We start from the raw sequence: 26638 nt of genomic DNA on the forward strand, positions 1-26638 counted from the left end.
ATTCCAATCTTATTAGCTTTGTTCCAAAATGGCAAAGTTTAAGTGGTCCATCATACTAAAGATCATGACCATAATAAAAAGTGTGAAAAAGATGAAAATGATATGCACTGTTAATTATTTATGAAGATAAAGCTTCAAATTCTGCATCAACGCCAAGACCATTTTTATGACCAGTATCTCTGTGACAGTCATTACACCCTTCACCGTTTATAATTTTTTTGGCATGGTTATTAGGCATAAGGGGCGCTTTAGTTTCAGGCTTAAAAACACCTAAATGACAATTAATGCAATTAGAGTCATAGTACACAGATTTTAGGAGAAAAGTATAATCTCCTTTGATATGAATACCTACATCTCGTAAACCACGTATTGTTGTATCAAGCCTATGAAACGGGCCCCTTGTTTCATGACAATCCCGGCAATCAATAGTTTTATGCGCTGAATTTTTCCAGGCAGCGGCATATGGCTCTGCCTCATGGCACTTATTGCACCCTGATGGGTCTGTAAACCAGGCATAGGCGAACCGAAAAGAACTATATAAAACTATAAAGATTAGTCCGAAAGTGATTAGACCCTTCTGATAAAGTTTCATTATCATTACTTCCTTATAATAAATTAAATAACTCGGATCAATAGATCTTGAATAAACATCAGGTCTTACCCAAGTAATATTTACTAAAACGATTTTATTAAAACTGGAACATTTTGTTGTTCATACCACTTTCTAACCTTCTTAAGGTATTTAAATAGGTCCTGCTAGAAATATGAATAAACAATTGGAAAAAGGTTCAAGCATTCTTTCTCGAGCATATATTGAAGTATCCCTTAATAAAGGGGGACGTGAGATTATACGGATGGATTACAGTAGATTAATTGGGACATCCTGCCGTCTCTCTCCTTTAGGCGGAGTCTAACGCCGCTAAATGCAATATTACTATTGCATTGGCCGTTATCTTCTAATCGATTATTGTTTCTTAATGGCAAAAAATAGGAAGGTGATTTTCTAATGTATGGATGCGGATGCCCAATCGTTTGTCCACCACAATATTGTGTACGTGATTATTACACTCCACGGGTAGTACCTGTTATTCACCCTGTTGTTAATGTAAATCGTCCAACATATTGTCAATGTTCCTCAGCATATCTATCAACCAGTAACAAGCAACGTCGTGGTTGACCAAGGTAATCCCGGCACAGCAGGATACGCTGGTGCGGGTTATGACGGATACACGAATCGTCTCTTTTTTTAAGTAATGTGATAATTTAAGTATAAAACACCAGTTAATTATGAACTAGTTCATAACAACTGGTGTTTGTTCATGTTAGTAGGCAATTTGTTCAATTGAATTTAGTAACATTCTGAGATGAGTATATTGCAAAATAGATCAAGAATTCGAGAACTAAAATGGAATGATATGTAAATTTAGTATATTGTGTAACATTTAACTGGAACAGCTGCTTAAGCAGGAAATATACAAATAACGCAGAATAGTAAGAAAATAAGATAAACATCATTTATCTCTGTAATGTTGAATATAAATTAAATTCCTGAAACTATAATTACTTATCAATTACTTATCAAAAATTAGTGGTCACAATCAATCAAATTAAAGGTGGGAATAAGTATGCTTCTTCAAGAAGGTACCAATACCCGAATTTCATATTTAAATCTTGGAGATACGCTTGCCAAGGCTGTAAACATTTTCATGGATCTAAAGATTGCCATTATCCCGGTCTTAGATAGGAATGGCGGACTATTGAGTGTATTTAGTAGAAGCAGCCTTTATCGGGCAATTTTAGACGGTGCAACCAATAAAGACATCATTGACCCTTACCTAATAAAAGAAGTGATCAGTATTTCCGATGATGTCTCAGACGATCAGTTAGCCGATTTTGTGAAAGTTAGCTCGGTCGGCTCAGTTCCCGTTGTAAATAAGGAGGGGAAAGTTCTCGGTCTTTTATGCAAAGCGAATATGGTTATGACCTTATTTAGGCATTCCGAATTACTGAACGTGCAGTTGAAAGCTATTTTAGATTCTATGCACAATGGCGTAATTGCCGTAGATGGTCAAGGACGGGTAACTCACGTTAATATAGGAGCAAGCCGCATACTTGGCCTAAAAGCTAATACTTCGCTTGGCCAGCCCTTCAAAGAGCTGTTGCCAAATTTGGACCTAAACTCAGCATTAATTCACGGCGAAGTTAAAATAGGGTTAAAGTACAGACATAGACACATTACTATGGTTGTAAATATTACTCCCTTGATCATCGAAGGGAATATCGCCGGAGGAATTGTCATTTTTCAAGACCTTACGGATTTAGAGCAAGCCGCTAAAGAATTGGAAACCGTTAAAGCCTTAAACAAGACTTTCGATACAGTTCTCAATATTATCCATGACGGGATCATTGCGGTGGATGAAAGAGGGAAGACCACTCTGGTCAACCAAGCTATGGCGGACTTTTTAACGCTGCGTCCCGAAGAAGTTATTGGGAAACATATTACTGACGTTATGGAGACGAGCAGGTTACACATAGTGGCTAGTACTGGTGTTTCAGAAACGAGCGATGTCCTGACAATACAGGGCAAGCCCTTAATTGTCTCGCGATTGCCCATCATAAGAGAAGGAGATGTTGTTGGCGCAGTTGGAAAAGCAGTATTTCCCCAACTTGCTGAAGTCCGGGAGCTGGCTGAAAAATTACGATTTCTAGAAAATAAAGTGACGTTTTTTCAGGAGGAACTACAGAAAAGCAAGACTGCTCAAGATGTGTTGAAAAGTATCGTTGCTGAAAGTACTGAAATGAAGAAGCTAAAAGAAGAGATAACAATTGTTGCTTTAAGCAGTTCTACCGTGCTAATCACCGGAGAAAGCGGCACAGGAAAAGAAGGAGTGGCCCATGCTGTTCACCTCTGTAGTGACAGATGTAAAGGACCATTTATTAAAGTAAACTGTGCCGCCATTCCGGAAAACTTGATGGAAGCAGAAATGTTTGGTTACGTCGGAGGCGCGTTTACTGGTGCGGCCAAGGCCGGTAAACCGGGTCGGATAGAAATGGCCGATGGCGGAACGCTCTTTTTGGATGAAATCGGAGACATGCCCCTAGCTTTGCAGTCTAAGTTATTAAGGGTGTTGCAAGATCGTGAATTCGAACGATTAGGGGGTACAAAAAGCATTAAGATAAATGTTCGTATTTTAGCGGCTACTAATAAAAACCTTAATAAAGCTATTTCTGAAGGAGAGTTCAGAGCTGATCTCTATTATCGCCTAAATGTCATTAATTTACATTTGCCGCCCTTGCGGGAACGTGCTGAGGATATAGAACCTTTAACTCATTTTTTTATAACAAAGTTTAACCATATTCTTAACGCCAATGTCATGGGCATTGCCGATAACGTCATGAGGATTTTGCTTAACTACTCTTGGCCAGGAAATATACGCGAATTGGAGAATGTTATCGAGAGGGCTGTAAACTATACACGAAGTGGTTTGATCCAATTAACTCACTTGCCGAATCAAATACTTAGCAACAACTCTTCTAGAAGCCAGATAGTGACCGGAACGATTCGTCACCAAGACAAAATTGGTCGAATAGAACGGAACATGATTGTGGTGGCTCTTGAAAAAACCGGGGGCAACAAAACAAAAGCCGCAAAACTTCTCAACCTTAGTAGATCAAGACTTTATGAAAAACTAAATAAATATGATTTGAAAGATTGAGTTTAGTTTTCTCATGTTAATGATTTGATCCCCAAAAACGTCCTGGAATCGGACACACTATGAACGAATGTGTCTGATTTCGGGACGTTTTTTTATATTAAGGTTTGTTTCTGTGATATTGAACATCTGGTTTGGTTACCGATCTATTGGTAAGAATAATCAAACTAGTATGTCAAGGACCGTTAAGCTTCCCTTAACATTATTGATTTTGTTGTAAACTCCTTATTGGCATGTTAATTGCTTAATAATTTCTAGGATTCAGAATAAATAACTATGAGGAATACATTTGGACATAGGAAGGAGGATGAAGGAGTAGACTTCGTTCAATTTAATTTCCAGCACTATAAATTGGTTTCGTCTTCTAGAAACTGAAAGTGGGGGAGATATTATCGCTTTAAAACGCTGGTATCGTGAATACCACTTGAGGAGGAAATAATATGTCTAAGATAGTTCAAACACTTGAAATTACAAGAAAAAGTTATTACAAGAATGCTAAAATAAGCGCTTATGGGGAAAGAAAGCCCGACTATTCGACCATGGGCAGGAAAATCAGTAATGTCTATGCTAAACACCGTGAAGTAGTATGTGTGGAAGCATGCAGAACTCCTTATGGTAAATCACTTGGTGCTTTAGTGGAGTTTGATGCCGCTCAATTGGGAGCTTTAGCTATTAAAGAAGTTATACGCCGAACCGAAGGTAAAGTCGCTCCCAGCGATATTGATTATGTCATTATGGGCCATGTGGTTCAAGCAGGCAGCGGTCAAGTTCCAAGTCGTCAGGCTACTCTACTGGCAGGACTTCCTGAACATGTACCTTCCATCACGGTTAACAAAGTTTGCTCCTCTGGGGTTAAAACCATTGATTTGGGGGTACAAATGATTGCCCTTGGAAGAGCGGAAATTGTTATTGCCGGTGGACAGGAGAGTATGAGCAACATTCCTTTTGCACTTCCCGATATGAGACGGGGAAAAAGATGGGTTTCCTGAATGCGGACTGTGAAGACCTGATGGTAAAAGATGGACTCTGGGATTCTATCTACGACCGTCATATGGCCATTCACGGTTCTGAAGTGGCCGATGAATTTGGTTATAGCCGCGAAGAGCAGGATGAATGGGCACTACATTCTCAGTTGGCGGCCTCAGCTGCTGTGGCAGCCGGAAAACTTGACGGTGAACTTTTCCCAATTGCTATTAAAAAGGGTAAAGAAATTATGGAAAAGGATGAAGGACCTCGAGCAAATTCTACCCTAGAAGGTTTGGCCAAACTTGGCCCGGTGTTTAATCACACAAGTGCTGTCACTGGAAAGCTTGGCAGTGTGACTGCGGGAAACGCACCAGGTACTAACGATGGCGGAGATGTCTGTTTGCTCATGAGTCGCGCTAAAGCTGATGAACTGGGCTTAAAACCACTGTTCACGATTATAGATTATGCCGAAGTATCTCAACCCACGAAAGATATTGCTACAGTTCCCGGCCTTTCCATTAAGAAGGTATTGGATCAAAACAATATGACACTCGATGATGTTAAACTCATTGAAATTAACGAAGCCTTCGCAGCGGTCGCCCTTGTCAGTGCCCGAAGTATTCTAGGGATGACTAAAGAGCAAATGTTTGAAAAGGTCAATGTTAACGGAGGAGCAATTGCTTATGGTCACCCCATCGGTGCAACGGGAGCAAGAATCGTGATGACTTTGGCTTACGAATTGAAACGTCGTGGCGGTGGATATGGAGTTTGTGGAATCTGTGCTGGTCATGCTCAGGGCGATGCTATGCTTATTCGAGTCGACGCTGACTAGGTTTTGAAGACAATCTGATATAAATAGTAAACGGATTGGAGTGGAGTAATATGGAATTCCAACTAAGTGATGAAACTCTTATGGTCAGAGACATGGTGAGGAAATTTGCCAAAAGTCAAGTTGCACCTATAGCGGAAAAACTTGACAAAAGCCATGAGTTTCCTGTGGAAAATTGGAGAAAGATGAGAGAACTGGGTTTAACGGGTTTTCCTATTCCAGAAGAATGGGGCGGAGGCGGTGGAACTTATCTGGACTTTGCTATTATCGTTGAAGAGTTAGCTAAGGCCTGCGCCTCGACTGCGGTTGTTACCAGTGTACACACTGGTCTGGGCTGTATGAGTATTTACCTTTATGGTAGTCAGAGATTAAAAGAAAAATATCTGAAGAGGCTGGCCATCGGTGAGATTATTGGTGCCTATGCACTGACTGAGCCTAACGCCGGATCAGACGCCGCAGCTTTAAAATGTAGGGCTGAAGATAAAGGGGATCATTTCCTAGTCAACGGCAGCAAAATTTTCATAACCAATGGTGGACATGCTACGACTTATTGCACCTTTGTGAAGACGGACCCAAGTCAACCTAAAGGTAAAGGGATTACCTGCCTAATCATAGAAAAAGACACCCCTGGGTTTACTATCAGTAAACCGGTTGAGAAAATGGGTATGCATGCCGACCCAACATGTGAACTTTACTTTGAAAATGTGAAAGTTCCTAAAGAAAATGTCTTAGGGGAAATCAACAATGGTTTTGCGGTCGCTATGGGTCTGTTAGCCGGTGGTCGTATCACGATTGGCGCTCAGGGTTTGGGGATTGCTGAGGGAGCCTTGGAATATACGATCAATTACATTAAGGAAAGAAAACAATTTGATAAACCTCTGGCAGCCAATCAAGGAGTTCAATTCATGATTGCAGAAATGGCTACTAAAATAGAGGCTGCTCAGATGCTGATTTACAAGGCTGCATGGCTCAAAGACAATCATATACCGCATAACAAAGAGGCATCAATGGCTAAGTTCTTTGCCACTGACACTGCTATGGAGGTCACCACTAACTGCGTTCAGTTAATGGGCGGATATGGTTACTGTTCGGAATTCCCTGTTGAACGTATGATGAGAGATGCAAAGATTACCCAAATTTATGAAGGGTCAAATCAGATTCAGCGCATGATTATCGGTCGCGAAGTCATCGGTCGTTTTTAGTTCAAATGAACCACGAACTGGGTAAAATCCAGCTCAAAATAAGATATTTTGAAGGGGGTTGCATAATGGCAAGGCCTAAAATTGTTAGTCTCTCTGAAGCGGTCGGACAGATCCATGATGGGGATATGTTAACATTCGGAGGTTTTACTGTTTGGCGTCGTCCCATGGCCGCTATTTACGAATTGATTCGTCAGAAAAAACGAAATCTTCATCTGGTTGAAGTTAATGGTGGTACCCACGATGACATGCTTGTGGGAGCTGGTTGCGTTGGAATTTGGGAATCGAGCTGGTGTGGACACGAACTCTATGGAAAGTTCGGCAGTAACCTGGCCCGTAAAATTGAAAACGGTGAAATTCTGTATGAAGACTGGGCCCATATTCATGCCTTAAACAGATTGACCGCCGGCTCCAAAGGCCTACCTTTTTTGCCCACTTATTCGGCAATGGGAAGCGACATTCTGAACCCTGAGAATGATAACCTTGGGAAAGCCGGGCTAAGAGATGGATCTAACCGACATATTGGTAAACATAAATACATTACCTATCGAGAGCCGTTCACAGATTCTGAGATTATTCTGATCCCAGCCGCTAATCCGGACTGGTGTATCACTCATGTCCAAATGGTGGGTACTGAGGGGACCGTAAGAGTCGATGGCTTGAAATTCAGCGATCAAGAAGCTATTAAGTCTTCTGGAAAGAATATTATTATCGCAGAACAGGTCGTTCCGGAAGAATACTTGCGGAGAGAACCGACCCGCAATATGTTACCCGGTTACCTGGTGGATTATATTGTTGAATTACCCTGGGGTGCTCACCCAACCGGTTTGTATGGGGTACATGAACCTGACGGAGATTTTATTGCCAACTTCTTTAAATCCACACGTACCCAGGAAGGGTTTGATAAGTGGGCTGATGAATGGATCTTCGGGGTTAAAGACTTCCAAGAATATCTTAACAAGTTAGGCTTTAACCGTTTGGAAGCTCTGAAAGCCAACCCTTCGCTGGGCTATTCATCGACTCTGAAAAGGGGGTCAAGATAATGGAGGGCAAAAAAGGATATTCTAAACCGGGTGAATTTAAACCCATTGACCTTTTGGCATGTGCAGCTGCTCGAGAAGTTCAGGATGGGGAAATAGTTTTTGCGGGTACTGGCTTACCTATGTTGGCTATCATGGTGGCTCAGCATACTCAAGCCCCAACAGCTGTCTGTATTTACGAATCGGGTTCTATTGACGGCAGACCCATAGACTTGCCGACCTCGGTTGCAGATGCTCGCTGCAGCTATCAGGCGGCGGTTGCTGATGGTCTGACCGATGTGTTTGGACAACTACAGTCCGGTAAAGTCGACCTGGCTTATCTAGGCGGAGCTGAAGTAGATCTCTATGGGAACGTTAACTGCACCTTTATGGGCGGACCCACTGGTAAAAGGCTTACCGGCAGTGGTGGGAATACCGATATTCATTCCTTAGCTAAGAGAAGTGTATTGATTATGCCCCAGCTGGGCCAAAAACGTCGTTTTGTAGAAAGAGTCAGCTATATCACTTCACCTGGATGGAAGATTCCTCATTGGCCGGATAAAGAATGGGTTCCCAAAAAGGAAGTCTATGGCCCTGCGTTCAATGGCGGACCCGCTGCCGTTATTTCTGACATGGGCGTTTATCGTTTTGATGAAAACGGGGAAATGTATCTTGATACGTTTCATCCTGGTTTTACTGCTGAGGATTGCCGTGAAAACTGCAGTTTCGATCTTAATATCTCTCGGTGTAAAGGAGAAACTCTTACTCCTACCTATGAAGAGTTAGATCTGCTCTACAAAATCATTGATCCTGAAGGAATTATTATGAAATAGAGTAGTTGTGGTAAGAACCAAGTAGGTATAGGTATGTGACAGCATAAATCAGGCAAAGGACCGGATGCTAAGTGCATTCGGCCCTTTTTTAACGCAAATCACGACATTTTCTGGGCTGCTATAATACTGAGTCACTTAGAGATAAAGTGATTGAAATCACATAACAAAATAGAAGGTTATGATATTATATCGAATTAAGAATGTTCTTAGTATCGTACATAGCTGAGGGCAACTTGACAAGAACTAGGAACAAAATATTAGAAAAGGAGGTTCCCTTAGATGCAACAGACAACTCGGCGCATGAGCGCTCTGTTGGGGATCGGGACAATCCTAGTGTGTGCCTTATTATTTATGGTTTATCGGTTTATCATTGGGCCCCAGGGACTAAGTACGAGCTTGCCAACCTTGAGTGCTGTGACTACAGGAGAAAACAAGGCTTGTGTTGAGTGCCACCAAAAAGAAAACCCGGGGATTATTCAGCAATATCATGACAGCAAACATTCTGGTCGGGGAGTGCAGTGTCTTGACTGTCACAAACCGGCAAAAGGTCAAGAAAACCTGACTAAAGAACATTATAACGTGGCCCTTATCGCCAAACCAACTCCTAACAATTGTGCCCAGTGCCATGCAGAAGAAGTTCAGCAGTTTGAGGACAGCAATCATTCTGCAAAATCATGGTATGCAGTCCAAGGAGCAAAAAATTTCACATCTGCGGAACTAGCTAAGTATCATTTGCTTGATACTAATGGAAATCCCCTCAATTCTGGTAATCCCAACCCTGTCTTTAACCTCATTGGTCAAGATGCCAGTGCACAATCCTGCGAAGTCTGTCATGCTATTGGTCAAAAGAACAGTGATGGAAGTTTTGGGGATTGCACAAAATGTCACCTGCGTCATACATTTGATGTAGCGCAAGCGCGTAAACCGGAAACATGTGCCCAATGTCACTTAGGGCCGGACCACCCTCAAGCAGAGATTTATAACGAGTCTGCGCATGGAGCGTATTATCAAGCGAACCAGTCGAAGTTCAATATGGATGGTCCTCCGGGAACCTTGACGGTTAAAGATTTCCCAGTCCCGACGTGTGCAACTTGTCATATGTCAGCTTTTGGCAGTGTTCAAGGAACCCATGATGTGGGTCAACGCCTTAAATGGACCTTGACACCTGAGATTGCTTCAGTGCGAGTCAATGGAGACGCTCATCAGCAAACGATGAATAAGGTCTGCCTAAATTGCCATGTCCAATCGTTTATTGATGATGTGACGAGCAAGGCGGAGAAAAACATTGCTCTGACGAACCAAAACGTCGCGAAAGGAAAATCAATCGTCCAAGATCTGCGCAATACAGGGTTGCTGGGGACTAAGCCTTTTGGGACTCCAATTGACTTTCTGTACTTTGAACTCTGGCATCACGAAGGCCGCAGAGCGCGTTTCGGGGCAGTCATGGGCGGAGCGGATTACGTGAATTGGAATGGTATTTATGAGCAGGAGAAAGCTCTTGTGGAACTACAAACTCAGGCCGAAGCGCTGACGAAAGCGAAGCATTAGGAGGAGTCCGAGATGATTGAGCGACTATATCGACTAGCTACTTATAAGTCTCCGCTTTTGCTGGGCATGATGGGTTTGAACTTTCTTCTGACGGGTATCGATGTCTTGATTGCCCACTCACAAAATAGTTTTTTCCGTTGGGAACTTATCCCCTTGATTTTCAGTCCCCTGGCAGTTTTAGCCATTCTTGGCCAGCTTATTTTTTCAAGGAATGCTGTTATAAAACGCGTATTTCAAGCTGTCATGTGGATAGGAGTCATTGTCGGGGTCATGGGTACGTTCTTTCATCTGACCGGAAATGCCACTTCGAGCCGGGAAAGTTATTATAACCTCCTAATTACCGGTTCTCCCGTAGCTGCACCCATCGCCTTTGCTGGGATTTCTTGTTACGCTTTAGCCAGCGAACATTACCGTGGATCTTCACGACGATCCAAATTGCTTATCCTAGTCGGCCTAGCATTTTTAGGTGCAGTTTTAGCTGCTTATTTCGACCATGCTCGCCTCGGCTTTAAGCCGATCTATACACTTATTCCTATCCTTTCAGGAACTTTGGCTGCTTTGTCCTGTTTTTATATGGCCAATAGTCAAGCTACCCATCTAGAAAACTATAGTTTCATTTCTATTCTTGGTCTGAATATGATTGTAGGTATGTTAGGATTTGGATTTCATGTATTAGGAAATCTTACAGGAACTCAGACGATTGTTTGGGCTAGGTTTCTTTACCGAAATCCTATCATGGGTCCTCTCCTTTTCTGCAATCTTGCGCTCTTAGGCGGAATAAGCATACTGCCAGAATCTCAACGATTATCTGAAAATGATCATCTAGAATCAATTCACTCTGCTTAAATACATTTTACGTGGAAAGATAATAAAAAAGCGTCAGGACAAACTTGATATGCTATGCTCCCCTTAAAGCACCCTTAAAGCAGACAGATTAAATAATAAAAATCTGTCTGCTTTAAGGGTGCTTTAAGGGGAGCATATCAGTCATTTGTTTTGGCGTTTTTCTTAACTTTATTTCCGGTTTACAATTATCGCCATCATCTTAGGCTAGCCATATCGTTTATTAATGATCGAAAGATTGTATTTTTGCAGTAATTGTCCAAACATCGTACATTCTTCTTCAGACCAATTTTCAAGATTATCGGCTATTTTTGCTAATCGTGCTTGTCTATGAGCGTTATATTCTTTTAATCCCAAATCCGTTATTTGAAAGGAGCATGCTCTTCCATCCAACGGATCAGGAATCCTGTTTACATACCCCTTTTGCTCCAGGGTTGCTGCTTGCCTGCTTATCGTGGAAATATCTAAATGGGATTCATTCGCCAGTGTTTTAACTCCTGCAGATCCATGGGAAATTATTTGATGCATTAAGAGATATGCTGATCGATCCAGATTACCGAACTTACAGCAGGTTGTGATTAAGGAGACACGTCGAATAAGGATCGCCAATTCAAGTTCAATAGTATCCAAAGAATGTTGCATGTACATTACCTCGCTTTTTATCCATACCAAGGCCTATTTTAACAGAAAGCGGATTGTTTTGGAAATGCCACAATGTCATAAACTCTTGTTAATTTGACAAGACCAACAAGTACTTGTAGAATACAACTAGATACTTTCGTGATACAATTTGTTACAAAGTAAAGGAGGATGTTGATGCAGGCTTATGAAATTATGATTAACCGTGTATATAAAGTTAAAAAGAGCGATACAGTTCGCTCTGTAGTCGAAAAATTTTTAGAGTATCGTATTAGCGGCCTGCCTGTAGTAAATGAAAAAAACGAAATTGTCGCTTATGTTAGCGATGGGGACATTATGCGATATATAGGAAAACATGATGATTTTGTCTTTGATTCTTTTTTCTTTATCACTGCGATAAAAGGGGATGACGAGGGGTTTGCGGAGAGGGCACGACGATTATTGGATTTAAATATTATGGATATCGCTATTAAAAAGGTTATCAGCGTTGCTTGGGATGAAGACATAGAAAATATCGCTGCCATCTTGGGAAAAAAGAACATTAAGAAAGTACCCGTAGTGCGTGACGGAACATTGGTTGGAATTATTAGCCGTGGAGATGTCATTCGTTATTCTTTTAAAACAATCCTGTAAATTTCTGTGGATTGTAACTGACAATGATTGATCATCAACCTTTAAGAAACGGTATGGAGGTGTGAAATGGATATTGATAAAACTTTTTACAGGAACCTTATGAAAAGCTTGTTTGCCGATCCCTGTGAAGTTAAGTACTGGGATGGGGAAGTTATTAGGTATGGAGAAGGAACGCCACAGTTCAGGATTGATTTCAACGAGCCTATTGCTAAATCTGAGATAATTAGTGATCCTTCTCTGGCCTTCGGTGAGGGATATATGTTCAAGAAAATCGATATCGAGGGAAGCATTAAACAAGTCATCGAATCTCTTTATAAGAATCAATCAAGCTTCCTTCATCAAAAAACTGTGTTGGACAAACTATATAAAGTATTTTCAAACAGCCTTCGTAAAAGCAAAGAAGATGTACAATTTCATTATGATATAGGAAACGATTTTTATAAATTGTGGTTAGATGAGACTATGACCTATTCCTGCGGTTATTTTAAGACTCCCGAAGATAGCTTATTTCAGGCTCAAAAAAATAAAGTTGCCTATATTTTGCGCAAACTGAATTTACAACCCGGACAAACTTTGCTCGATATCGGGTGTGGATGGGGAGAGCTTATCATTACTGCAGCCAAAACTTTTCAGGTCAAAGTTCTAGGCGTCACACTAAGTTCGGAACAATATGCCAGAGCTATGGAAAGAATTAAAGATGAGGAATTAGAAGATTTGGTAGAAGTTCAGCTTGCAGACTATCGTGAATTAAAGGGCAAGACGTTTGACCGAGTGGTGAGCGTAGGGATGATTGAACATGTAGGAAAAGAAAACCTTGATGGTTATTTCTCAACGGTAAAATCCCTTCTGAATGAAGGCGGTATATCGCTCTTACATTGTATAACGGGATACGAAGAAGCCGGGACAAATAGCTGGATAAACAAATACATTTTCCCGGGCGGCTATATTCCGGCTGTACAAGAATTGGCCACCCTAATAGCCACTAACGGATTCTACTTCCTTGATTTAGAGAGTTTGCGTGAACACTACACTCGAACGCTGGAACACTGGGCTCGGAATTTTGAAGAAGCCCTTCCGTTAATCAGGAAGATGAAAGATGAAACTTTCATCCGGATGTGGCGTCTTTATCTTAACTCATGTGCAGCTTCCTTTCATTCTGGGAATATCGACCTTCATCAGTTCTTATTTACCAAAGGTGTCAATAATACTTTGCCTCTAACCCGGACGTATATGGATTTATAAGCATAACTTTATCACCTATACTGGACATAAATATTAGCTGAAGACCAATTAATGGAGTTAATGGACAACTAGACCCTAATTTATAATCGTATGAACTAAAAAACTGACACCTAAGCGATGTCAGTCCTTGTCTGAATATACGATAGACTATTTTACCATTCAAAGCGTTGAATGACTTGGTGTAAGTGCACAGAAGTTTTAGCTAAATCCGAAGAGATGGCAACGATTTCTTGAGTTGAGGTCATTTGTTGTTCTGCTGCGGTGGCTGATTGAGTTGCTCCTTCTGCAAATTGACTTGCTATAGTCGTTGCTATCCTTTGAGCTTCGGCTAAAAGTTGACTCTGATTTAACAATTGGTTGGCATTTTGAAGATTCTCTTCCACTTTTGACGACGTCGCGTTAATGACTTCGTCAAGAGTGGTGATTGCTTTTCCGGCTTGTTCCATCACTGTTTTGCCCTGGTTTACCACACCCATTCCTTGACTGATATTTTCTACAGTTGCAGCAACCATTTCTTGTACATTGGAAATAAGCTGCATTATTTGATGGGAGGAATGAGCTGAGCTGTCTGCAAGTTTTCGTACTTCTTCAGCTACTACAGAAAACCCTCTGCCATGTTCCCCAGCTCTGGCTGCTTCAATCGCGGCATTGAGGGCTAATAAATTAGTCTGAGCTGAGATTCCATTAATGACTGAAATGATGTCCCCTATCTTTTGTGCTTGCTCGGCTAAATTTAAAATCGAATGATTTGCTTGCTCAGTGACTTGATAAATGACTTCCATCTCACGAATCGCTTCATTGACAGCTAGAGTTCCGTCTTGGCTTGTAGCTTTAGCAGAGGTTGCTAGAGAAAGAACCTCATGAGTACTTGCTAAGATACTCTGAGAAGCGGATTGGATCTCATCCACTTGGATTTGGGCTTTCTCCATGCCTTGAATTTGTTCCGTAGCACCTGCACTAAACTCTTCTAAGGTAGCGGCAAAGGTTTCCTGATTTTCAATTAATGTGCGGGCATGAGTAGCTTGAGTTTGACTCATATCTTGAGCTTTCTCAGAAATAGAGGCCAGATCCGTGATAATGGATGTCATTCCAATGGAGACCTTGTTTACCTCATACGATAAGTTTCCCAATTCATCTTCCGAATGGGCTTTAGCCCTAGTTTTCAAATTCCCCTTAGCAATCGCTTTAGTAACCTTGAATGCTTCCTGTAAAGCAGTTGCTAATTTATTCTTCAGCCAGTAACTATAGAGAGCTTGCATCCCTAAAACGATGATAGTAGTGCAAATGGACATCAATGAAAAAGAACTTAAAATTACCCAGGTTCCACCGAGCAAAAATAGAGGAAGCATCCCTAAGTACACTTGTTTTGTGAGTTGGCCTTTATGAAGAGGAATACCTAGACGTACACCGTAGACATGGTTGCCTTTGACGAAAATTGGGCAGGCAGCGTCAAGTAATACTTCTCCCGTATTACGATGATAAATCTGGGTAATGGGTTGGGTACATTGAGCGCCTTTTAGTTCTGTCTCATTATTAAAATAAAGACCTTCTCTTAAACGATTCGAATGAACGAGAGCTAACCCGTTTAAATCACAAAGTAATAAAAATTCATTATCACCGAGGTTCCGGTCAATCGCTTCTTTTAGTGGTTCGAGGGCACCTTCCCAATCTTCATACTGATCTAAAATGCTCTCTAACTCTTTGGCAATACGCTCAATGATTTCTAAACCACGTTTTTTCTGAAGGATACTCACGTTTGCATTTCTAGCTATGATTCATTACCACCTTTATGTGAAATAGAAATAAAGCATATAATTCACATTTAGAACAAAAAACTTAATTGTATTCATTTGAAGTCTAGCACTTACTAGTGATTTATACAATATAAATCACTCGAATACTGTCGAATTTCAATTAAAATAGTACTTTAGGACTAGAAGGAACATTCATCTTTAAATACTCACTATGGATTAAAGGCGCAGAAATTAAGGAATTTCAAAAAGCTTCCCTACGGCCATGACATTTCATTGACCGTAAAGAAGCTTTTCCTTTGCCCATCTTTAATAAATTATTTGTTTGTGTTCCCTCAAATGCATTGCTTATTGTCAGGTTTGACCTTGCAAACCGTATCATAAAATTCCAGCTTATAATCAATGGTTTTAAGATTTTCTCTCAAGTCATCCATTTGTTTGAGTACTTCTTTGCGATGGTCTATAAACATCTGTCTGCGAATTTCCAGGGTATCATCCCCAAGCAAACACCATTCAATATATTGCTTGATTTGTTTAAGGGGCATTCCGGTGTTTTTCAAACAACAGATGAGCTTCAGCCAGTCAAGGTCGTTGTCTGAAAATTCCCTGTTTCCCGCTTTGCTTCGATCTACAAACGGGAGCAGTCCTTCTTTGTCATAATACCGTATGGTATGTGCAGTAAGATCAAATTTTTCAGCGACTTGGCTAATTGTATACCCCATAGGTAAATCTCCTCTATTTTAGATAGTAATCAATTCATAGTCTTTATTACCCAGACCTAGTTTTACCGCGTGGTCCATTCCTACTCTCCAGTCGGTATTTGGGCCGATATCTGTAAAATGGTCGTGATGGTTGCGGAGGCTTTTTTCAAGAAGACTGCCCGCCATAACAGGCTGACGGTTTACAGCATCAGCGCAAGCAACATCGAGTGCTATCGGGTCAAAAGAGGCAAACATACCTACATTTGGAACAATCGGTATATCGTTCTCAGCATGGCAGTCGCAGAAAGGAGAAACATCAATGACTAAACTGACGTGAAAATGGGGACGTTCATGCAGTACGGCCCAAGTGTATTCCGCCATTTTTTTGTTCAAAATGTCATTAGACTCATCCCAAGCGGCCATAATCGCGCTTGTAGGGCAGATACCAATACAGCGTCCACAACCGACACATTTACTGTGATCAATGGATGCCTTGCGCTCCATAACGGTAATAGCACCATGGGCGCAGATTTTAGTACACATGGCGCAGCCAACACATTGTTCATGAGAAACATGGGGCTTCCCATTGCTGTGCATTTCCATCTTTCCGGCTCGGGATCCACAGCCCATACCTATATTTTTAAGAGCGCCTCCGAAACCGGTTAGCTCATGTCCTTTGAAATGATTCAGGGAAATTAACACATCGGCATCCATAATAGCATGGCCAATTTTTGCCTCTTTGACATATTCGCCGCCTTCAACAGGAACTAAAATTTCATCGGTACCTTTTAATCCATCGCCGATCAGCACATGACAACCTGTAGAGAAGGGTGAAAAACCATTGAGATAAGCAGAATCCAGATGATCAAGCGCATTCTTTCTGCCACCAACATATAAGGTATTGCAATCCGTTAAAAACGGGTTCCCGCCCAGGCCTTTCACAATATCCACCACTGTTTTGGCGAAATTAGGGCGTAGATAGGCTAAATTACCTGGTTCTCCAAAATGAACTTTTATAGCTACATATTTTTTATCAAAATCGATTTGACCAATCCCTGCCGTTTTGATTAAACGGTTCAATTTTTGCTGCAAATTTTCTTTCACTGTTACGTGCAAGTCGGTGAAATACACCTTCGATTTTTCCATAACTTAACAACCTCCAAATATTAAAAGTTAGTATCAATGCTCTGTGTACTCATTACTTCTGAAAGCCAAAAAGAAAGGCAGGTGATGAAACAATAAAACTTCACCCTGATGCCTTTAAGGTTAAATTACGTACAGTTCTTATGATAGCATAAACCTTAGAGTATACTCTAAGTCAAGCGATTTTTTTTGCAACTACTAAAATTTATTAATTAAAAATTTTAGCCTTAGATGCTAAAAAAAATAAAGACCAAAAACAAAAAAACCGCTCTATATTATCCAAGGGTTTAACCTCAACCCTTGACAAATTTATGGGCGAAATGCAGTAGAGCGGCGTATTAACTTTATTGTTTAATCTTGGAATTTAAATGACTTAGTGCATAAATCTTTTCCCGCACTAGAATTTCCAAAGGTTGTTCTCACTATCTCGATATATTCTTCCGGATCTCTTACAGAAGGACTGTAATGCGTGAGCCAAAGCTCCGTTACATGTCCTCGTTTGGCAAGTGATCCAGCTTCAGAAAACATCATATGCTTGTTTTTGACAGCTTTACCATAGTCATCTTCATCGCCATACATTCCTTCACAAATGAAGAGATCTGAGTTTTGAATAAATCTCACTAAGTCCTCAGTTGGCCTTGTATCTGTACAATAGCTAATTTTAATTCCTTTCCTTAGTTCACCAAGAACCATTTCTGGGCTGATAGTCTTTTCTTCTAGTGTTATTGCAAGGCCATGCTGGAGGCTATTCCAATAGTTCATAGGAATTCTAAGGTTCATCGCTTGCTCAACGTTAAATCTTCCTAGCCTTTTGAGTTCGATGCTATAGGATAGGCAAGGAAGGGTATGATCAACCGGTAAGCTTTTGATATTCAGATTACTTAAACAAGTTTCCGTGGGTTCGGTATCTGATAGTTCAAGCAAGCTCAACTCATAGGGTAATGCAGGTGCGATAACAGTTAATCCCTCAACGATTCTTTTTAGACCAGGAGGTCCCATTAAGGTTAAGGGCTCTTCCTTTCCTGAGTTGCCAATCGTAAGCAGCAGTCCGGGCAAGCCGGCGATGTGATCTGCATGATAATGTGTGAATAGGATAGCATCAATCGCTCTGAATCCCCATTGAGCCATTTTCAGCTGGATTTGAGTTCCTTCACCACTTTCAATTAAGATCATTCTTCCATTATGCCTTACAAGAAGGGATGTCAGCCACCTGCCCGGCAATGGCATCATACCCCCTGTTCCCAGCAAACATACATCAAGCATAATATCTCCTCACCAGAACAACCATTAATTACGTTTCAAATGACTGACGCAAAATATCAATATTTATAGTTCCAGCATGAAAAGTATTGCCGCTGTTTAAATTATTTAGCCATACTTCCGCAGGACTAAAAGTTAATGGGTCAAGATCATAGAAATCTCCGCAAGATTGGTATATCTTTTCGAAAGGTTGTCCGTAATCTCGTGAAAAAGACGAAGGAACCTGCTTTACTAGTAATTTCAAGTTCTTATCATCGTCTCGGAGGTGGTAATATACAGTTGAACCATAGAGGATCGCATCATTCGTCCTGCCTAAAGCCCGAAGAGTATCACCTGCTACCGGAGCAAGAGGACAAATACTCCACCCAGAGATGATCTTTCCTAAATCATAGCCCAATAACATCAGCTTAGACAGGCCGGTTTCTAATGCTCTTGCGCTTACCTGAACGGAGCCGACCAAAGATGCAGTGGGGGCTACTAATATGTAGAGACTTTTTGGATCGCATTGGCAGAGGTTGAGAATGTGTTTCAAAGCATCGTCTGTTGGCAGAGTCTCACTTTCCAAACAAATGATTGCAGTATCGGAATTATCTTTGTAGCCTAATCTCTCAAACATTTCACCTGCATGGACTATAGAACGACCCGGACCAGACCCCATGGCTAACTCCTTACCATTTTTAATGGGCCAGCCTGCGTACTGAGATGCAAGGCAAGCTCTAACAGGGTGGTCCGTTATTACTTCAACAGAAGGCCAGCAAAAATCCTTGAAGCTGGACCAATGTAGTTTAACCTTAGCTAGACCTCCTAGGCATACAGACGCATACAAAATCCCTGCTTCCCAGCCACCCGATACCTCTACACCGCAATCAAGAATTGTTATACCATGTTGCTCGATGACGTTAATTCCAAGTTGTACTTTTTTAGTAAGGAGCTGCTCGACGAAAGGGAAGGCTTGGCAGTTGGGACTAAGCTCAGGCAGTTGGTTTAAATGTAATTGCATAACGTTACCTTTCAATAATGAAAGCAGATTTTCTTCAGAAAACCTCTTAAGTATTCCCAATGTCAATCATAAAATTCCTTAAAGCTCTACCACCGGTGACTTATGACTCTTGAAGATATTAAGCCCTCCCTAGGCTTTGACTACTTGAACTATCGGCCAAAAACTATTATAATTTAGTTCGTAGCTAATCTTGATGTAATAGATTAGATAGCAAAGAAGCTATAATTCTCGGTCAAATCGGGATATATAACTTCTTTTTGGTTTATATGCGGAAGAAGAAGGAAATTTCGTCAATAAATTACATATTTTTTAACTTTATGCCGGAAGTTTAGTACGTTTGATGTTATTGTATTTTACGAATGACTTTGTGTTTAACATAATAAATAAAATAGATGTAGTTGAACATATTTTGGTTGCATTGCCATTGGCATTGGCATTTTAAGATATTGATCCGAGATTAGGCGATTTAAAAGTACCAAGGTTAGTTGCGATCAGAGATTTCCACAATACTGTGATTTCTACCGGGACTCATTTCCAAGATTGGGAAACAAAAACGGCAATGCAGCATAAGTTTTTGTGAATTTTAGACTGCCAAGTCAGGAAGAAGGGATGATTAAGAGATTTTTTTCTTTTTTCAAGCAGAGTTATTCTAAAAAATAGGTGGAGGAAAGAGCATGAAAATAACAAAGAAAATAAGCATTCAGATGCTGATCTTCGTCATGATTATGACATTATTGCTCAGCGGATGCTCCCAAGCCAATAAGCCGGCAGCTAGTTCGGATTCCCAAGGAAGCAGCCAGTCTACTGCTCAGAAAATTAAAGTCGCTTTTGTCTATGTTGGACCAGTCGGCGACTTCGGTTATACCTACGCTCAAGATCAGGGCAGAAAATACTTGGAAACGAATATGAAGAACGTTGAAACAACCTATGTTGAAAACGTTCCTGAGACTGCAGACTGTGAACGTGTTTTCACAGATCTTGCTCAAAAGGGCTATAATATTGTTATTGGAACCAGCTATGGTTACATGGATTACATGGTGAATGTATCCAAAAAATTCCCCAATGTAGTCTTTGAACATTGCAGTGGCTACAAAACCACAGACAATTTGGGCACATATTTTAACCGTGATTATCAAGCTCGATATCTCACCGGTATGGTGGCAGGCAAATACACCAAGAGCAATGTTCTCGGATTTCTTGCCCCCTTCGGTACGCCTGAAGTTATTCGCAATATTGATGCCTTTACTCTTGGCGCTCAGTCGGTTAACCCTAAAGTTCAGGTTAAGGTTGTTTGGACTAATTCTTGGAACGATCCTGGGACGGAAAAAACTGCTGCCAATAGTCTGATTGACGCAGGTGCAGACGTACTCGCGATGCATGTTGACTCTCCGACCTTCGCTCAGACAGCCCAAGACAGGGGTGTACTTGCTGTTGGACACGACTCAGATATGTCCAAATTCGCACCTAATTCTATCCTCGTCGGTGATGTATCCAATTGGGGTCCGTACTTTGTTCAAGTTGTTAAGGACGTTATGAACAAAACATGGAAACCAACACAATATTTTGGTGGAATTAAAGATGGCGGCGTCATCGATATAACGCCTTTCAGTTCTAAAGTTGATAAAGACTTCCAAGCTACCGTTACTGCAAAGAGACAAGATATTATCGATGGTAAAGTTGATCCCTTCTCAGGACCGGTTTATGATCAAAGCGGTAGCATGAAGATTAAAGACGGTGATAAGGCTACTGATGAAATGCTTCTTTCCATCAATTGGTTTGTCAAAGGTGTTGTGGGAACAATTCCCAAATCTTAACCAACTATAACAGAAGAATGATGTTATCCGCAAACCGGCGAGATTCTCGCCGGTTTGCGGTAATATTGAAAGGGTGAGATCAATGGGGAATACACCCATGGTGGAAATGCGCAAAATTACAAAAGAATTCCCAGGAATCTTGGCCAATGATCAAGTTTCTTTTAGCGTAAACCCAGGAGAAATTCATGCTCTGCTTGGTGAGAATGGAGCGGGGAAAAGCACGTTAATGAGCGTGCTTACAGGTCTTTATCGGCCTGACGGGGGCGAGGTCTATATTGAAGGGAAAAAGGTTGAATTTTCATCGCCCAAAGATGCTGTCAACAATGGCATTGGTATGGTGCATCAGCATTTCAAACTTGTTAAGCCATTTACAGTAGCGGAAAACGTTATGCTCAGTATAAAAAGCCTGAAACAAATCTATAACTTAAAAGAGATTGAACAACAGATCATTAAGCAATCTGAAGCCTTCGGACTTACTATTAATCCGAAGGCGAAAATTTGGCAGCTTTCGGTTGGTGAGCAACAAAGGGTGGAAATCATCAAATTACTGCTCTTAGGTGCCAAGTTTCTGATCCTTGATGAGCCGACCGCTGTATTGACGCCGCAGGAAGCCAGGTCTCTCTATTCGACACTTCAAAAGATGGCTAAAAGCGGTAAATCCATTGTTATTATTTCTCACAAAATGAATGAAGTTTTAGAAAATACGGATTGCATTACCGTTCTTCGAGATGGTAAATCTATCGGAACCGTTCAGACGAAAGCTACGGATGAAAAAGAGCTAGCCAAAATGATGGTTGGCAGAGATATCTCTGCCAAGACGGAAAAGAAAATTACTTCGAAAATGGATAAGATCATGACCTTGGCTGATGTATCAGCTTTGGGAGACAATGGTTTATTAAAATTGAAGAATATTTCAATCGATATATATGAAGGAGAAATACTCGGTGTTGCCGGTGTTGACGGCAACGGACAAAAGGAACTTGCCGAAACGGTAGCAGGTATGCGCTCAATTAAACAAGGAAGCATTTCTTTCTGTGGGAAGGATTGCACAAAATCCGGACGTAAAAAGCGAATCGATCTTGGAATCAGCTATGTGCCTGAGGATCGTATGACGACAGGACTAGTAACAGACCTTAACGCTTATGAAAATGTAGCCCTTAAAAACTATCGAAAGTATCCTGGTGCCTTTATCTCTTGGGATAAGGTTAAAAGCGACTCTGAACAGCTGATTCGAAAATTTGATGTTCGGCTGGCGAGCACGTCAAATCCAGTTAAAATGATGTCGGGTGGTAACATTCAAAAGTTATTACTTGCGCGTGAAATTGATTCCGACCCACGATTGATCATCGCTGTTTATCCGATGCGTGGCCTTGATATCGGCGCGACGGATTATGTAAAACGATTGCTCATAGGAGAGAGCGAAAAGGGCAAGGCGGTGCTCCTTATTTCGGAAGACTTGGAAGACATTCTTTCCATGACAGATCGTATCTTGGTGATGCACGGAGGAGAAATCATGGGTGTTGTCAAACCGAATGAAACATCACGTGAAGAAATCGGTCTGATGATGGCCGGCAAAAGAAAGGTAGATCTTCATGAATCGTAAACTGTTGGGAAGCTGGGAGATTAAGAAAACAAATTCAAGCTCTGCAGTCAAGAAGGTTGTTATCTCCGTGACCTCGATTGTGCTGGGGCTTATCTTTGCAGGTCTTTTTGTGTTGATCACCGGAAAAGATCCATTGCAGCTTTACAGTGAGATTCTTCAATCCTCCGTAGGCTCAATCTATGGCTTCAGCGAAACGATCGTAGAAATGATTCCACTAGCACTTTGCTCGCTCGGGGTTTCTTTGGCTTTCCGCATGCAATTATGGAATATAGGAGCAGAAGGTCAATTCTATATGGGTGCTTTCGGTGCAACCTATTTTGCTTTATTTTTTTCGGATCTGCCAAAACTAATAATGCTTCCGCTCATGTTGCTCGCCGGTTTTATCTGTGGTGGGCTCTGGGGGTTGATTCCGGCTCTGCCAAAGGCATTTTGGAATGTTAATGAAACTATCAGTTCTCTCTTGCTCAATTATGTGGCCTATTTTTGGATTGCTTACCTTGTTTACGGCCCTTGGAAGGATCCTAAAGGAAACAATTTTCCTCTCACCAAAGAGTTTTCTCAGAGTGCGACGATCCCTGTTTTTGGGAACACGCGCATCAGTTACGCACTTTTTTTGATGCTGATCATTGCCATTGTGCTGTTTTTTATTCTCAAATATTCTAAATGGGGATATGAGATACGCGTCAGTGGTTCCAGTCGTAAAGCAGCCGATTATGCCGGCATGAATTATATTAAAAATGTATTAATGGTAATGTTTTTAAGTGGGGCCCTATCAGGCATAGCCGGAATGGCCGAAGTTTCAGGAGTGCTTCACCGCTTACAACAGACAATATCTCCCGGCTATGGTTATACCGCTATTCTTATTGCTCTGCTTGCTCGACTGAATCCCTTGAGTATCCTTCTCGTATCCTTTTTGATGGGCGGGCTGCTGGTAGGCGGTTTCAGTTTGCAGACCTCAGGTTTTCCTTCGAGTATGGTCTCGATGTTCCAAGGCTCGATTTTATTTTTTGTGCTGGCAGGCGAAATCTTTAATAATTACCGTTTGGTAAGAAAGAAGGCATGACGGTATGAATTTAGACTATCTAATCGCCATCCTGGCAGCTGGAGTTGTTGCAGGCACTCCGATTTTATATGCTTCTCTTGGCGAAGTCATCGCTGAACGCTCAGGCATTTTAAATCTGGGTGTTGAAGGCATGATGCTCGTAGGAGCTGTAAGCGCTTTTTATGTAGGGACCTTTACCCAAAACAAATGGCTTGGTTTGTTAGTAGCTTTGGGTGCGGGCGGACTTATGGCACTAATTCATGCGGTGATCGCGATTGTTTTTCGAGCCAATCAAGTGGCCAGTGGTCTTGCCCTGACCATTTTTGGCACTGGACTTTCTGCTTATCTAGGGCGTACTTTGGTTGGAATTCCGCCCACGTCCACATTTAAGGCGGTTGCTGTCCCAATACTTTCCGAAATTCCAGTTATCGGCAAAATCCTTTTTGATCAGGATCTTATGGTTTACCTGAGTGTGATTCTTGTTATCATACTGTGGTTTGTCTTTTATAAAACTAAAGTTGGCCTTCTTCTCAGAGCGGCGGGGGAAAATCCTTCGGCGGTAGATGCATTAGGGCACAACATCTTCTTCATCCGCTATGCGGCTGTTATTGTAGGGGGTATGCTTGCCGGTGCCGGCGGCGCCTATTTATCACTGGCTTATTCTCCTTCTTGGGTGGAGAATATGTCGGCAGGCCGTGGTTGGATTGCCGTTGCCTTGGTTATTTTCGCGGTCTGGGATCCCGGCCGTGCCCTGTTGGGCGCCTGGCTCTTCGGCGTTATTGCCTCGCTAGGGCTTCATCTCCAGGCTCTTGGAGTTATGATTCCGTCTTATTTTTTACAGATGCTGCCTTATATTTTTACATTTATAGTTTTGGTTCTCACGACTCGGGAAACAAAAAACAGGCGTTCCGGGACACCTGCTGCACTTGGAATCCCTTATTCACGTGAAGAACGATAAGGGGTGTGGAGTGTTGCGAACTTATGAAGAAATCAAGACTGTGCTTGAAGCTGGGTTAAGTTTGATCGATTGTGACCTAAAACTGGAGAATGTAAATCTGGTGAACGTTTATTCGTCCCAGGTATATCCTACCAATATTTATATTAAAGGGAGACGAATTGTTTCCATTGATCCGAAAGCAACATTAAGTGCTGGAGAAACTCTTGATTGTGGCGGAATGTATGCTGTTCCTGGTTTGATTGACGGGCATATGCACTTTGAAACCACTCTGCTCTCCCCGGAGGCCTTGGCAGATGTCCTCGTACCGCACGGTACGACGACAATTATGGCTGATCTCATGGAAATCGCTAATGTGGCGGGAATTGACGGTGTAAAAGTACTGCTTAATTCCATCGCCGGTCTCCCTTATCGAACATTTATTCAAGTATCTTCCAGAGTCCCTACGGCTCCAGGTCTGGAGACTACGGGTGGTATCCTAGGGCTTGCTGAAGTAGAAGAAATTCTGAATTGGCCGGAAAGCATTAGTCTAGGTGAACTAGATCCATCCAAAGTTCTCTTTATTAAAGAGGAATATCTTAAAAAAATTGCTTCAGCTTTGCAGCGCCGCAAAATTGTTAATGGCCATGCTATTGGCCGTGTTGGACAAGAGCTTAACGTCTATGCCAGTGCGGGAATGTCCGATGACCATGAGTGCGTTTCTTATGAGCAGCTCTTAGAGAGAGTGCAGCTAGGAATGACAGTGATGCTTCGGGAAGGTAGCACAGAACGTAATGTTGAAGAGCTGATTGCTGGGGTTCTTAAACATGGCTTAAGCAACGAACATTTGATATTCTGTACAGATGACAAGCATGTTATTGATATTCGCGATGAAGGTCATATTAATTTTAACGTCAATAAGGCAATTTCACTGGGAATGCCGCCAATGCAAGCTATTCAAATGGCAACCTTGAATTCAGCGAGGCATTTTCGTTTGGAGGACGAGATAGGGAGTATCTCCCCTGGCAGAATGGCCGATATCTTGCTTGTTAAAGACTTAGCCAATATCAAGCCGGTCAAGGTTATTTATGAAGGGAAGGTTGTTGCTGAAAAAGGTCATCTCGTGGCGGAAAGCAGACGCGGCAACTATCCTAAATGGATAAAAGAGACTGTTAAACTAAAAGTGCCTATATCTGCCCCTTCCTTTGCTGTTCCTGCCAAAGGTCAGGGGCCGACAACAAGGGTTAATGTGATTCGCATTTATGATGACCAAATTATCAATGAATGGGATCAAGAAGAACTTGCCGTAGCTAACGGAAAAATAGTTAGCAACCTGGAAAAAGATGTTTTAAAACTGGCTATTGTTGAGCGTTATGGCAAGACCGGAGGAGTTGGAATCGGTTTCGTTAAGGGATTCCAGCTGAAAAAGGGCGCCTTAGCCACGTCCATGTCTCATGATCATCATAATATCGTGTGTGTCGGCATTCATGATGAGGATTTGGCTTTGGCAGCAAAGGCGATTTACGAGCTGCAGGGCGGTATGGTGGTCGTTAATGAAGGACAAGTCCTCGCTAAAATGGAACTGCCTATCGGTGGCTTGATGAGCGAGAAACCAGCCGGAGTTGTCCTGAAAGAGCTTGAAGAGATCAATGCGGCAGCCCAACAGCTAGGATGCCGCTTGCCATCCCCGTTTATGAGCCTTTGTTTTATTTCCTTACCAACAGTGCCTAAATTGGGACTGACTGACTTAGGGCTAATAGATGTACTGAATCACAAATTAATTGATGTAGAACTATGCTGATCCCATCAAAAAAAGCAATAGAAAGACTGAGGCTTTGCCTCAGTCTTTTTGTACTAATCAGAAAGTATAACTTTGTTGTATGCTTTCTGAAGCATAAGGGCAACTAAGGCAGCCGCCTGCACCAA

Annotated in this window: 20 protein-coding genes and 1 pseudogene; 14 read left to right on the top strand and 7 right to left on the bottom strand. The window is 41.7% G+C overall.

Features of this window, described 5'->3' with window-relative positions:
* Positions 1-118 precede the first annotated feature (118 nt).
* The gene (locus VZF35_RS19785) at positions 119-592 is read right to left on the bottom strand and encodes a NapC/NirT family cytochrome c (RefSeq protein ID WP_407307712.1); all 474 of its coding nucleotides are present in this window, start codon (positions 590-592) and stop codon (positions 119-121) included.
* A gap of 1033 nt (positions 593-1625) precedes the next feature.
* Here VZF35_RS19785 and VZF35_RS19790 point away from each other — a divergent pair.
* The 7 genes and pseudogenes from VZF35_RS19790 (at position 1626) to VZF35_RS19820 (ending at position 10953) form a co-directional block, all read left to right on the top strand.
* Positions 1626-3716, top strand: a complete 2091-nt coding sequence (locus VZF35_RS19790) for a sigma 54-interacting transcriptional regulator (RefSeq protein WP_407307714.1) — start codon at positions 1626-1628, stop codon at positions 3714-3716.
* Between the two features lie 437 nt (positions 3717-4153).
* Positions 4154-5511: pseudogene (locus VZF35_RS19795) on the top strand (thiolase family protein).
* 50 nt (positions 5512-5561) lie between these two features.
* Positions 5562-6710 carry an acyl-CoA dehydrogenase family protein gene (locus VZF35_RS19800; protein WP_407307717.1) on the top strand — a complete coding sequence of 383 codons (1149 nt, stop codon included), beginning with the start codon at positions 5562-5564 and terminating at the stop codon, positions 6708-6710.
* Positions 6711-6775: 65 nt separating this feature from the next.
* Positions 6776-7750, top strand: a complete 975-nt coding sequence (locus VZF35_RS19805) for a CoA transferase subunit A (RefSeq protein WP_407307719.1) — start codon at positions 6776-6778, stop codon at positions 7748-7750.
* Positions 7750-8559: a CoA-transferase subunit beta gene (locus VZF35_RS19810; RefSeq protein ID WP_407307721.1), complete on the top strand. Its 810-nt coding sequence runs from the start codon at positions 7750-7752 to the stop codon at positions 8557-8559. The genes VZF35_RS19805 and VZF35_RS19810 overlap by 1 nt, the downstream gene beginning before the upstream one ends.
* A gap of 279 nt (positions 8560-8838) precedes the next feature.
* Positions 8839-10107, top strand: coding sequence for a multiheme c-type cytochrome (locus VZF35_RS19815; protein ID WP_407307723.1), 1269 nt, complete (start codon positions 8839-8841; stop codon positions 10105-10107).
* Positions 10108-10119: 12 nt separating this feature from the next.
* Positions 10120-10953 carry a hypothetical protein gene (locus tag VZF35_RS19820; RefSeq protein WP_407307725.1) on the top strand — a complete coding sequence of 278 codons (834 nt, stop codon included), beginning with the start codon at positions 10120-10122 and terminating at the stop codon, positions 10951-10953.
* A gap of 204 nt (positions 10954-11157) precedes the next feature.
* Here VZF35_RS19820 and VZF35_RS19825 read toward each other — a convergent pair whose 3' ends face one another.
* A complete protein-coding gene (locus VZF35_RS19825; RefSeq protein ID WP_407307727.1) occupies positions 11158-11592 on the bottom strand; it encodes a MarR family winged helix-turn-helix transcriptional regulator in 435 nt (144 codons plus the stop codon).
* A 174-nt stretch (positions 11593-11766) separates the two neighbouring features.
* Between VZF35_RS19825 and VZF35_RS19830 the strand changes: the two genes are divergently transcribed.
* Positions 11767-12222 (top strand): CBS domain-containing protein, encoded by a 456-nt coding sequence (locus tag VZF35_RS19830; RefSeq protein ID WP_407307729.1) that lies wholly within the window; start codon positions 11767-11769, stop codon positions 12220-12222.
* A 66-nt stretch (positions 12223-12288) separates the two neighbouring features.
* Entirely contained in the window at positions 12289-13464 is a 1176-nt protein-coding gene (locus VZF35_RS19835; protein ID WP_407307731.1) for a class I SAM-dependent methyltransferase, read from the top strand.
* Between the two features lie 152 nt (positions 13465-13616).
* Here the strand turns inward: VZF35_RS19835 and VZF35_RS19840 are convergent, their stop codons facing one another.
* From VZF35_RS19840 to mch, 5 genes are all read right to left on the bottom strand, one after another.
* On the bottom strand, positions 13617-15218 hold the full coding sequence (locus tag VZF35_RS19840; RefSeq protein WP_407307733.1) for a methyl-accepting chemotaxis protein: 1602 nt from the start codon (positions 15216-15218) through the stop codon (positions 13617-13619).
* A gap of 332 nt (positions 15219-15550) precedes the next feature.
* Positions 15551-15937 (bottom strand): MerR family transcriptional regulator, encoded by a 387-nt coding sequence (locus VZF35_RS19845; protein ID WP_407307735.1) that lies wholly within the window; start codon positions 15935-15937, stop codon positions 15551-15553.
* A gap of 18 nt (positions 15938-15955) precedes the next feature.
* On the bottom strand, positions 15956-17062 hold the full coding sequence (locus VZF35_RS19850; RefSeq protein ID WP_407307737.1) for a DUF362 domain-containing protein: 1107 nt from the start codon (positions 17060-17062) through the stop codon (positions 15956-15958).
* A 348-nt stretch (positions 17063-17410) separates the two neighbouring features.
* Complete coding sequence (locus tag VZF35_RS19855; protein ID WP_407307739.1) at positions 17411-18322, bottom strand: ribonuclease Z; 912 nt, start codon at positions 18320-18322, stop codon at positions 17411-17413.
* A gap of 28 nt (positions 18323-18350) precedes the next feature.
* Positions 18351-19319, bottom strand: a complete 969-nt coding sequence (gene mch / locus VZF35_RS19860; RefSeq protein ID WP_407307742.1) for a methenyltetrahydromethanopterin cyclohydrolase — start codon at positions 19317-19319, stop codon at positions 18351-18353.
* Positions 19320-19993: 674 nt separating this feature from the next.
* Here mch and VZF35_RS19865 point away from each other — a divergent pair.
* The 5 genes from VZF35_RS19865 to ade all read left to right on the top strand — a co-directional run bounded on the left by VZF35_RS19865 (position 19994) and on the right by ade (position 26513).
* Positions 19994-21133, top strand: a complete 1140-nt coding sequence (locus tag VZF35_RS19865) for a BMP family ABC transporter substrate-binding protein (protein WP_407307744.1) — start codon at positions 19994-19996, stop codon at positions 21131-21133.
* Between the two features lie 82 nt (positions 21134-21215).
* Positions 21216-22736 carry an ABC transporter ATP-binding protein gene (locus VZF35_RS19870; RefSeq protein ID WP_407307746.1) on the top strand — a complete coding sequence of 507 codons (1521 nt, stop codon included), beginning with the start codon at positions 21216-21218 and terminating at the stop codon, positions 22734-22736.
* On the top strand, positions 22726-23799 hold the full coding sequence (locus VZF35_RS19875) for an ABC transporter permease (protein WP_407307748.1): 1074 nt from the start codon (positions 22726-22728) through the stop codon (positions 23797-23799). The genes VZF35_RS19870 and VZF35_RS19875 overlap by 11 nt, the downstream gene beginning before the upstream one ends.
* Positions 23800-23803: 4 nt before the next feature.
* A complete protein-coding gene (locus VZF35_RS19880) occupies positions 23804-24736 on the top strand; it encodes an ABC transporter permease (RefSeq protein ID WP_407307750.1) in 933 nt (310 codons plus the stop codon).
* A 10-nt stretch (positions 24737-24746) separates the two neighbouring features.
* The gene (gene ade, locus VZF35_RS19885; RefSeq protein ID WP_407307752.1) at positions 24747-26513 is read left to right on the top strand and encodes an adenine deaminase; all 1767 of its coding nucleotides are present in this window, start codon (positions 24747-24749) and stop codon (positions 26511-26513) included.
* Positions 26514-26638 lie beyond the last annotated feature (125 nt).

Origin of the sequence: Desulfosporosinus paludis, assembly GCF_045689965.1 — a bacterium.
GTDB lineage: Bacteria > Bacillota > Desulfitobacteriia > Desulfitobacteriales > Desulfitobacteriaceae > Desulfosporosinus > Desulfosporosinus paludis.

Bases quoted from the DNA above. Each gene is read 5' to 3' on its own strand.
- VZF35_RS19820 (WP_407307725.1), top strand. From the start codon at position 10,120: ATGATTGAGCGACTATATCGACTAGCTACTTATAAGTCTCCGCTTTTG.
- VZF35_RS19845 (WP_407307735.1), bottom strand. From the start codon at position 15,937: ATGGGGTATACAATTAGCCAAGTCGCTGAAAAATTTGATCTTACTGCA.
- VZF35_RS19805 (WP_407307719.1), top strand. From the start codon at position 6,776: ATGGCAAGGCCTAAAATTGTTAGTCTCTCTGAAGCGGTCGGACAGATC.
- VZF35_RS19875 (WP_407307748.1), top strand. From the start codon at position 22,726: ATGAATCGTAAACTGTTGGGAAGCTGGGAGATTAAGAAAACAAATTCA.
- VZF35_RS19865 (WP_407307744.1), top strand. From the start codon at position 19,994: ATGAAAATAACAAAGAAAATAAGCATTCAGATGCTGATCTTCGTCATG.
- VZF35_RS19790 (WP_407307714.1), top strand. From the start codon at position 1,626: ATGCTTCTTCAAGAAGGTACCAATACCCGAATTTCATATTTAAATCTT.
- VZF35_RS19830 (WP_407307729.1), top strand. From the start codon at position 11,767: ATGCAGGCTTATGAAATTATGATTAACCGTGTATATAAAGTTAAAAAG.
- VZF35_RS19785 (WP_407307712.1), bottom strand. From the start codon at position 592: ATGAAACTTTATCAGAAGGGTCTAATCACTTTCGGACTAATCTTTATA.
- VZF35_RS19835 (WP_407307731.1), top strand. From the start codon at position 12,289: ATGGATATTGATAAAACTTTTTACAGGAACCTTATGAAAAGCTTGTTT.
- VZF35_RS19855 (WP_407307739.1), bottom strand. From the start codon at position 18,322: ATGCTTGATGTATGTTTGCTGGGAACAGGGGGTATGATGCCATTGCCG.
- VZF35_RS19870 (WP_407307746.1), top strand. From the start codon at position 21,216: ATGGGGAATACACCCATGGTGGAAATGCGCAAAATTACAAAAGAATTC.
- mch (WP_407307742.1), bottom strand. From the start codon at position 19,319: ATGCAATTACATTTAAACCAACTGCCTGAGCTTAGTCCCAACTGCCAA.
- VZF35_RS19810 (WP_407307721.1), top strand. From the start codon at position 7,750: ATGGAGGGCAAAAAAGGATATTCTAAACCGGGTGAATTTAAACCCATT.
- VZF35_RS19850 (WP_407307737.1), bottom strand. From the start codon at position 17,062: ATGGAAAAATCGAAGGTGTATTTCACCGACTTGCACGTAACAGTGAAA.
- VZF35_RS19880 (WP_407307750.1), top strand. From the start codon at position 23,804: ATGAATTTAGACTATCTAATCGCCATCCTGGCAGCTGGAGTTGTTGCA.
- VZF35_RS19815 (WP_407307723.1), top strand. From the start codon at position 8,839: ATGCAACAGACAACTCGGCGCATGAGCGCTCTGTTGGGGATCGGGACA.
- VZF35_RS19800 (WP_407307717.1), top strand. From the start codon at position 5,562: ATGGAATTCCAACTAAGTGATGAAACTCTTATGGTCAGAGACATGGTG.
- VZF35_RS19825 (WP_407307727.1), bottom strand. From the start codon at position 11,592: ATGCAACATTCTTTGGATACTATTGAACTTGAATTGGCGATCCTTATT.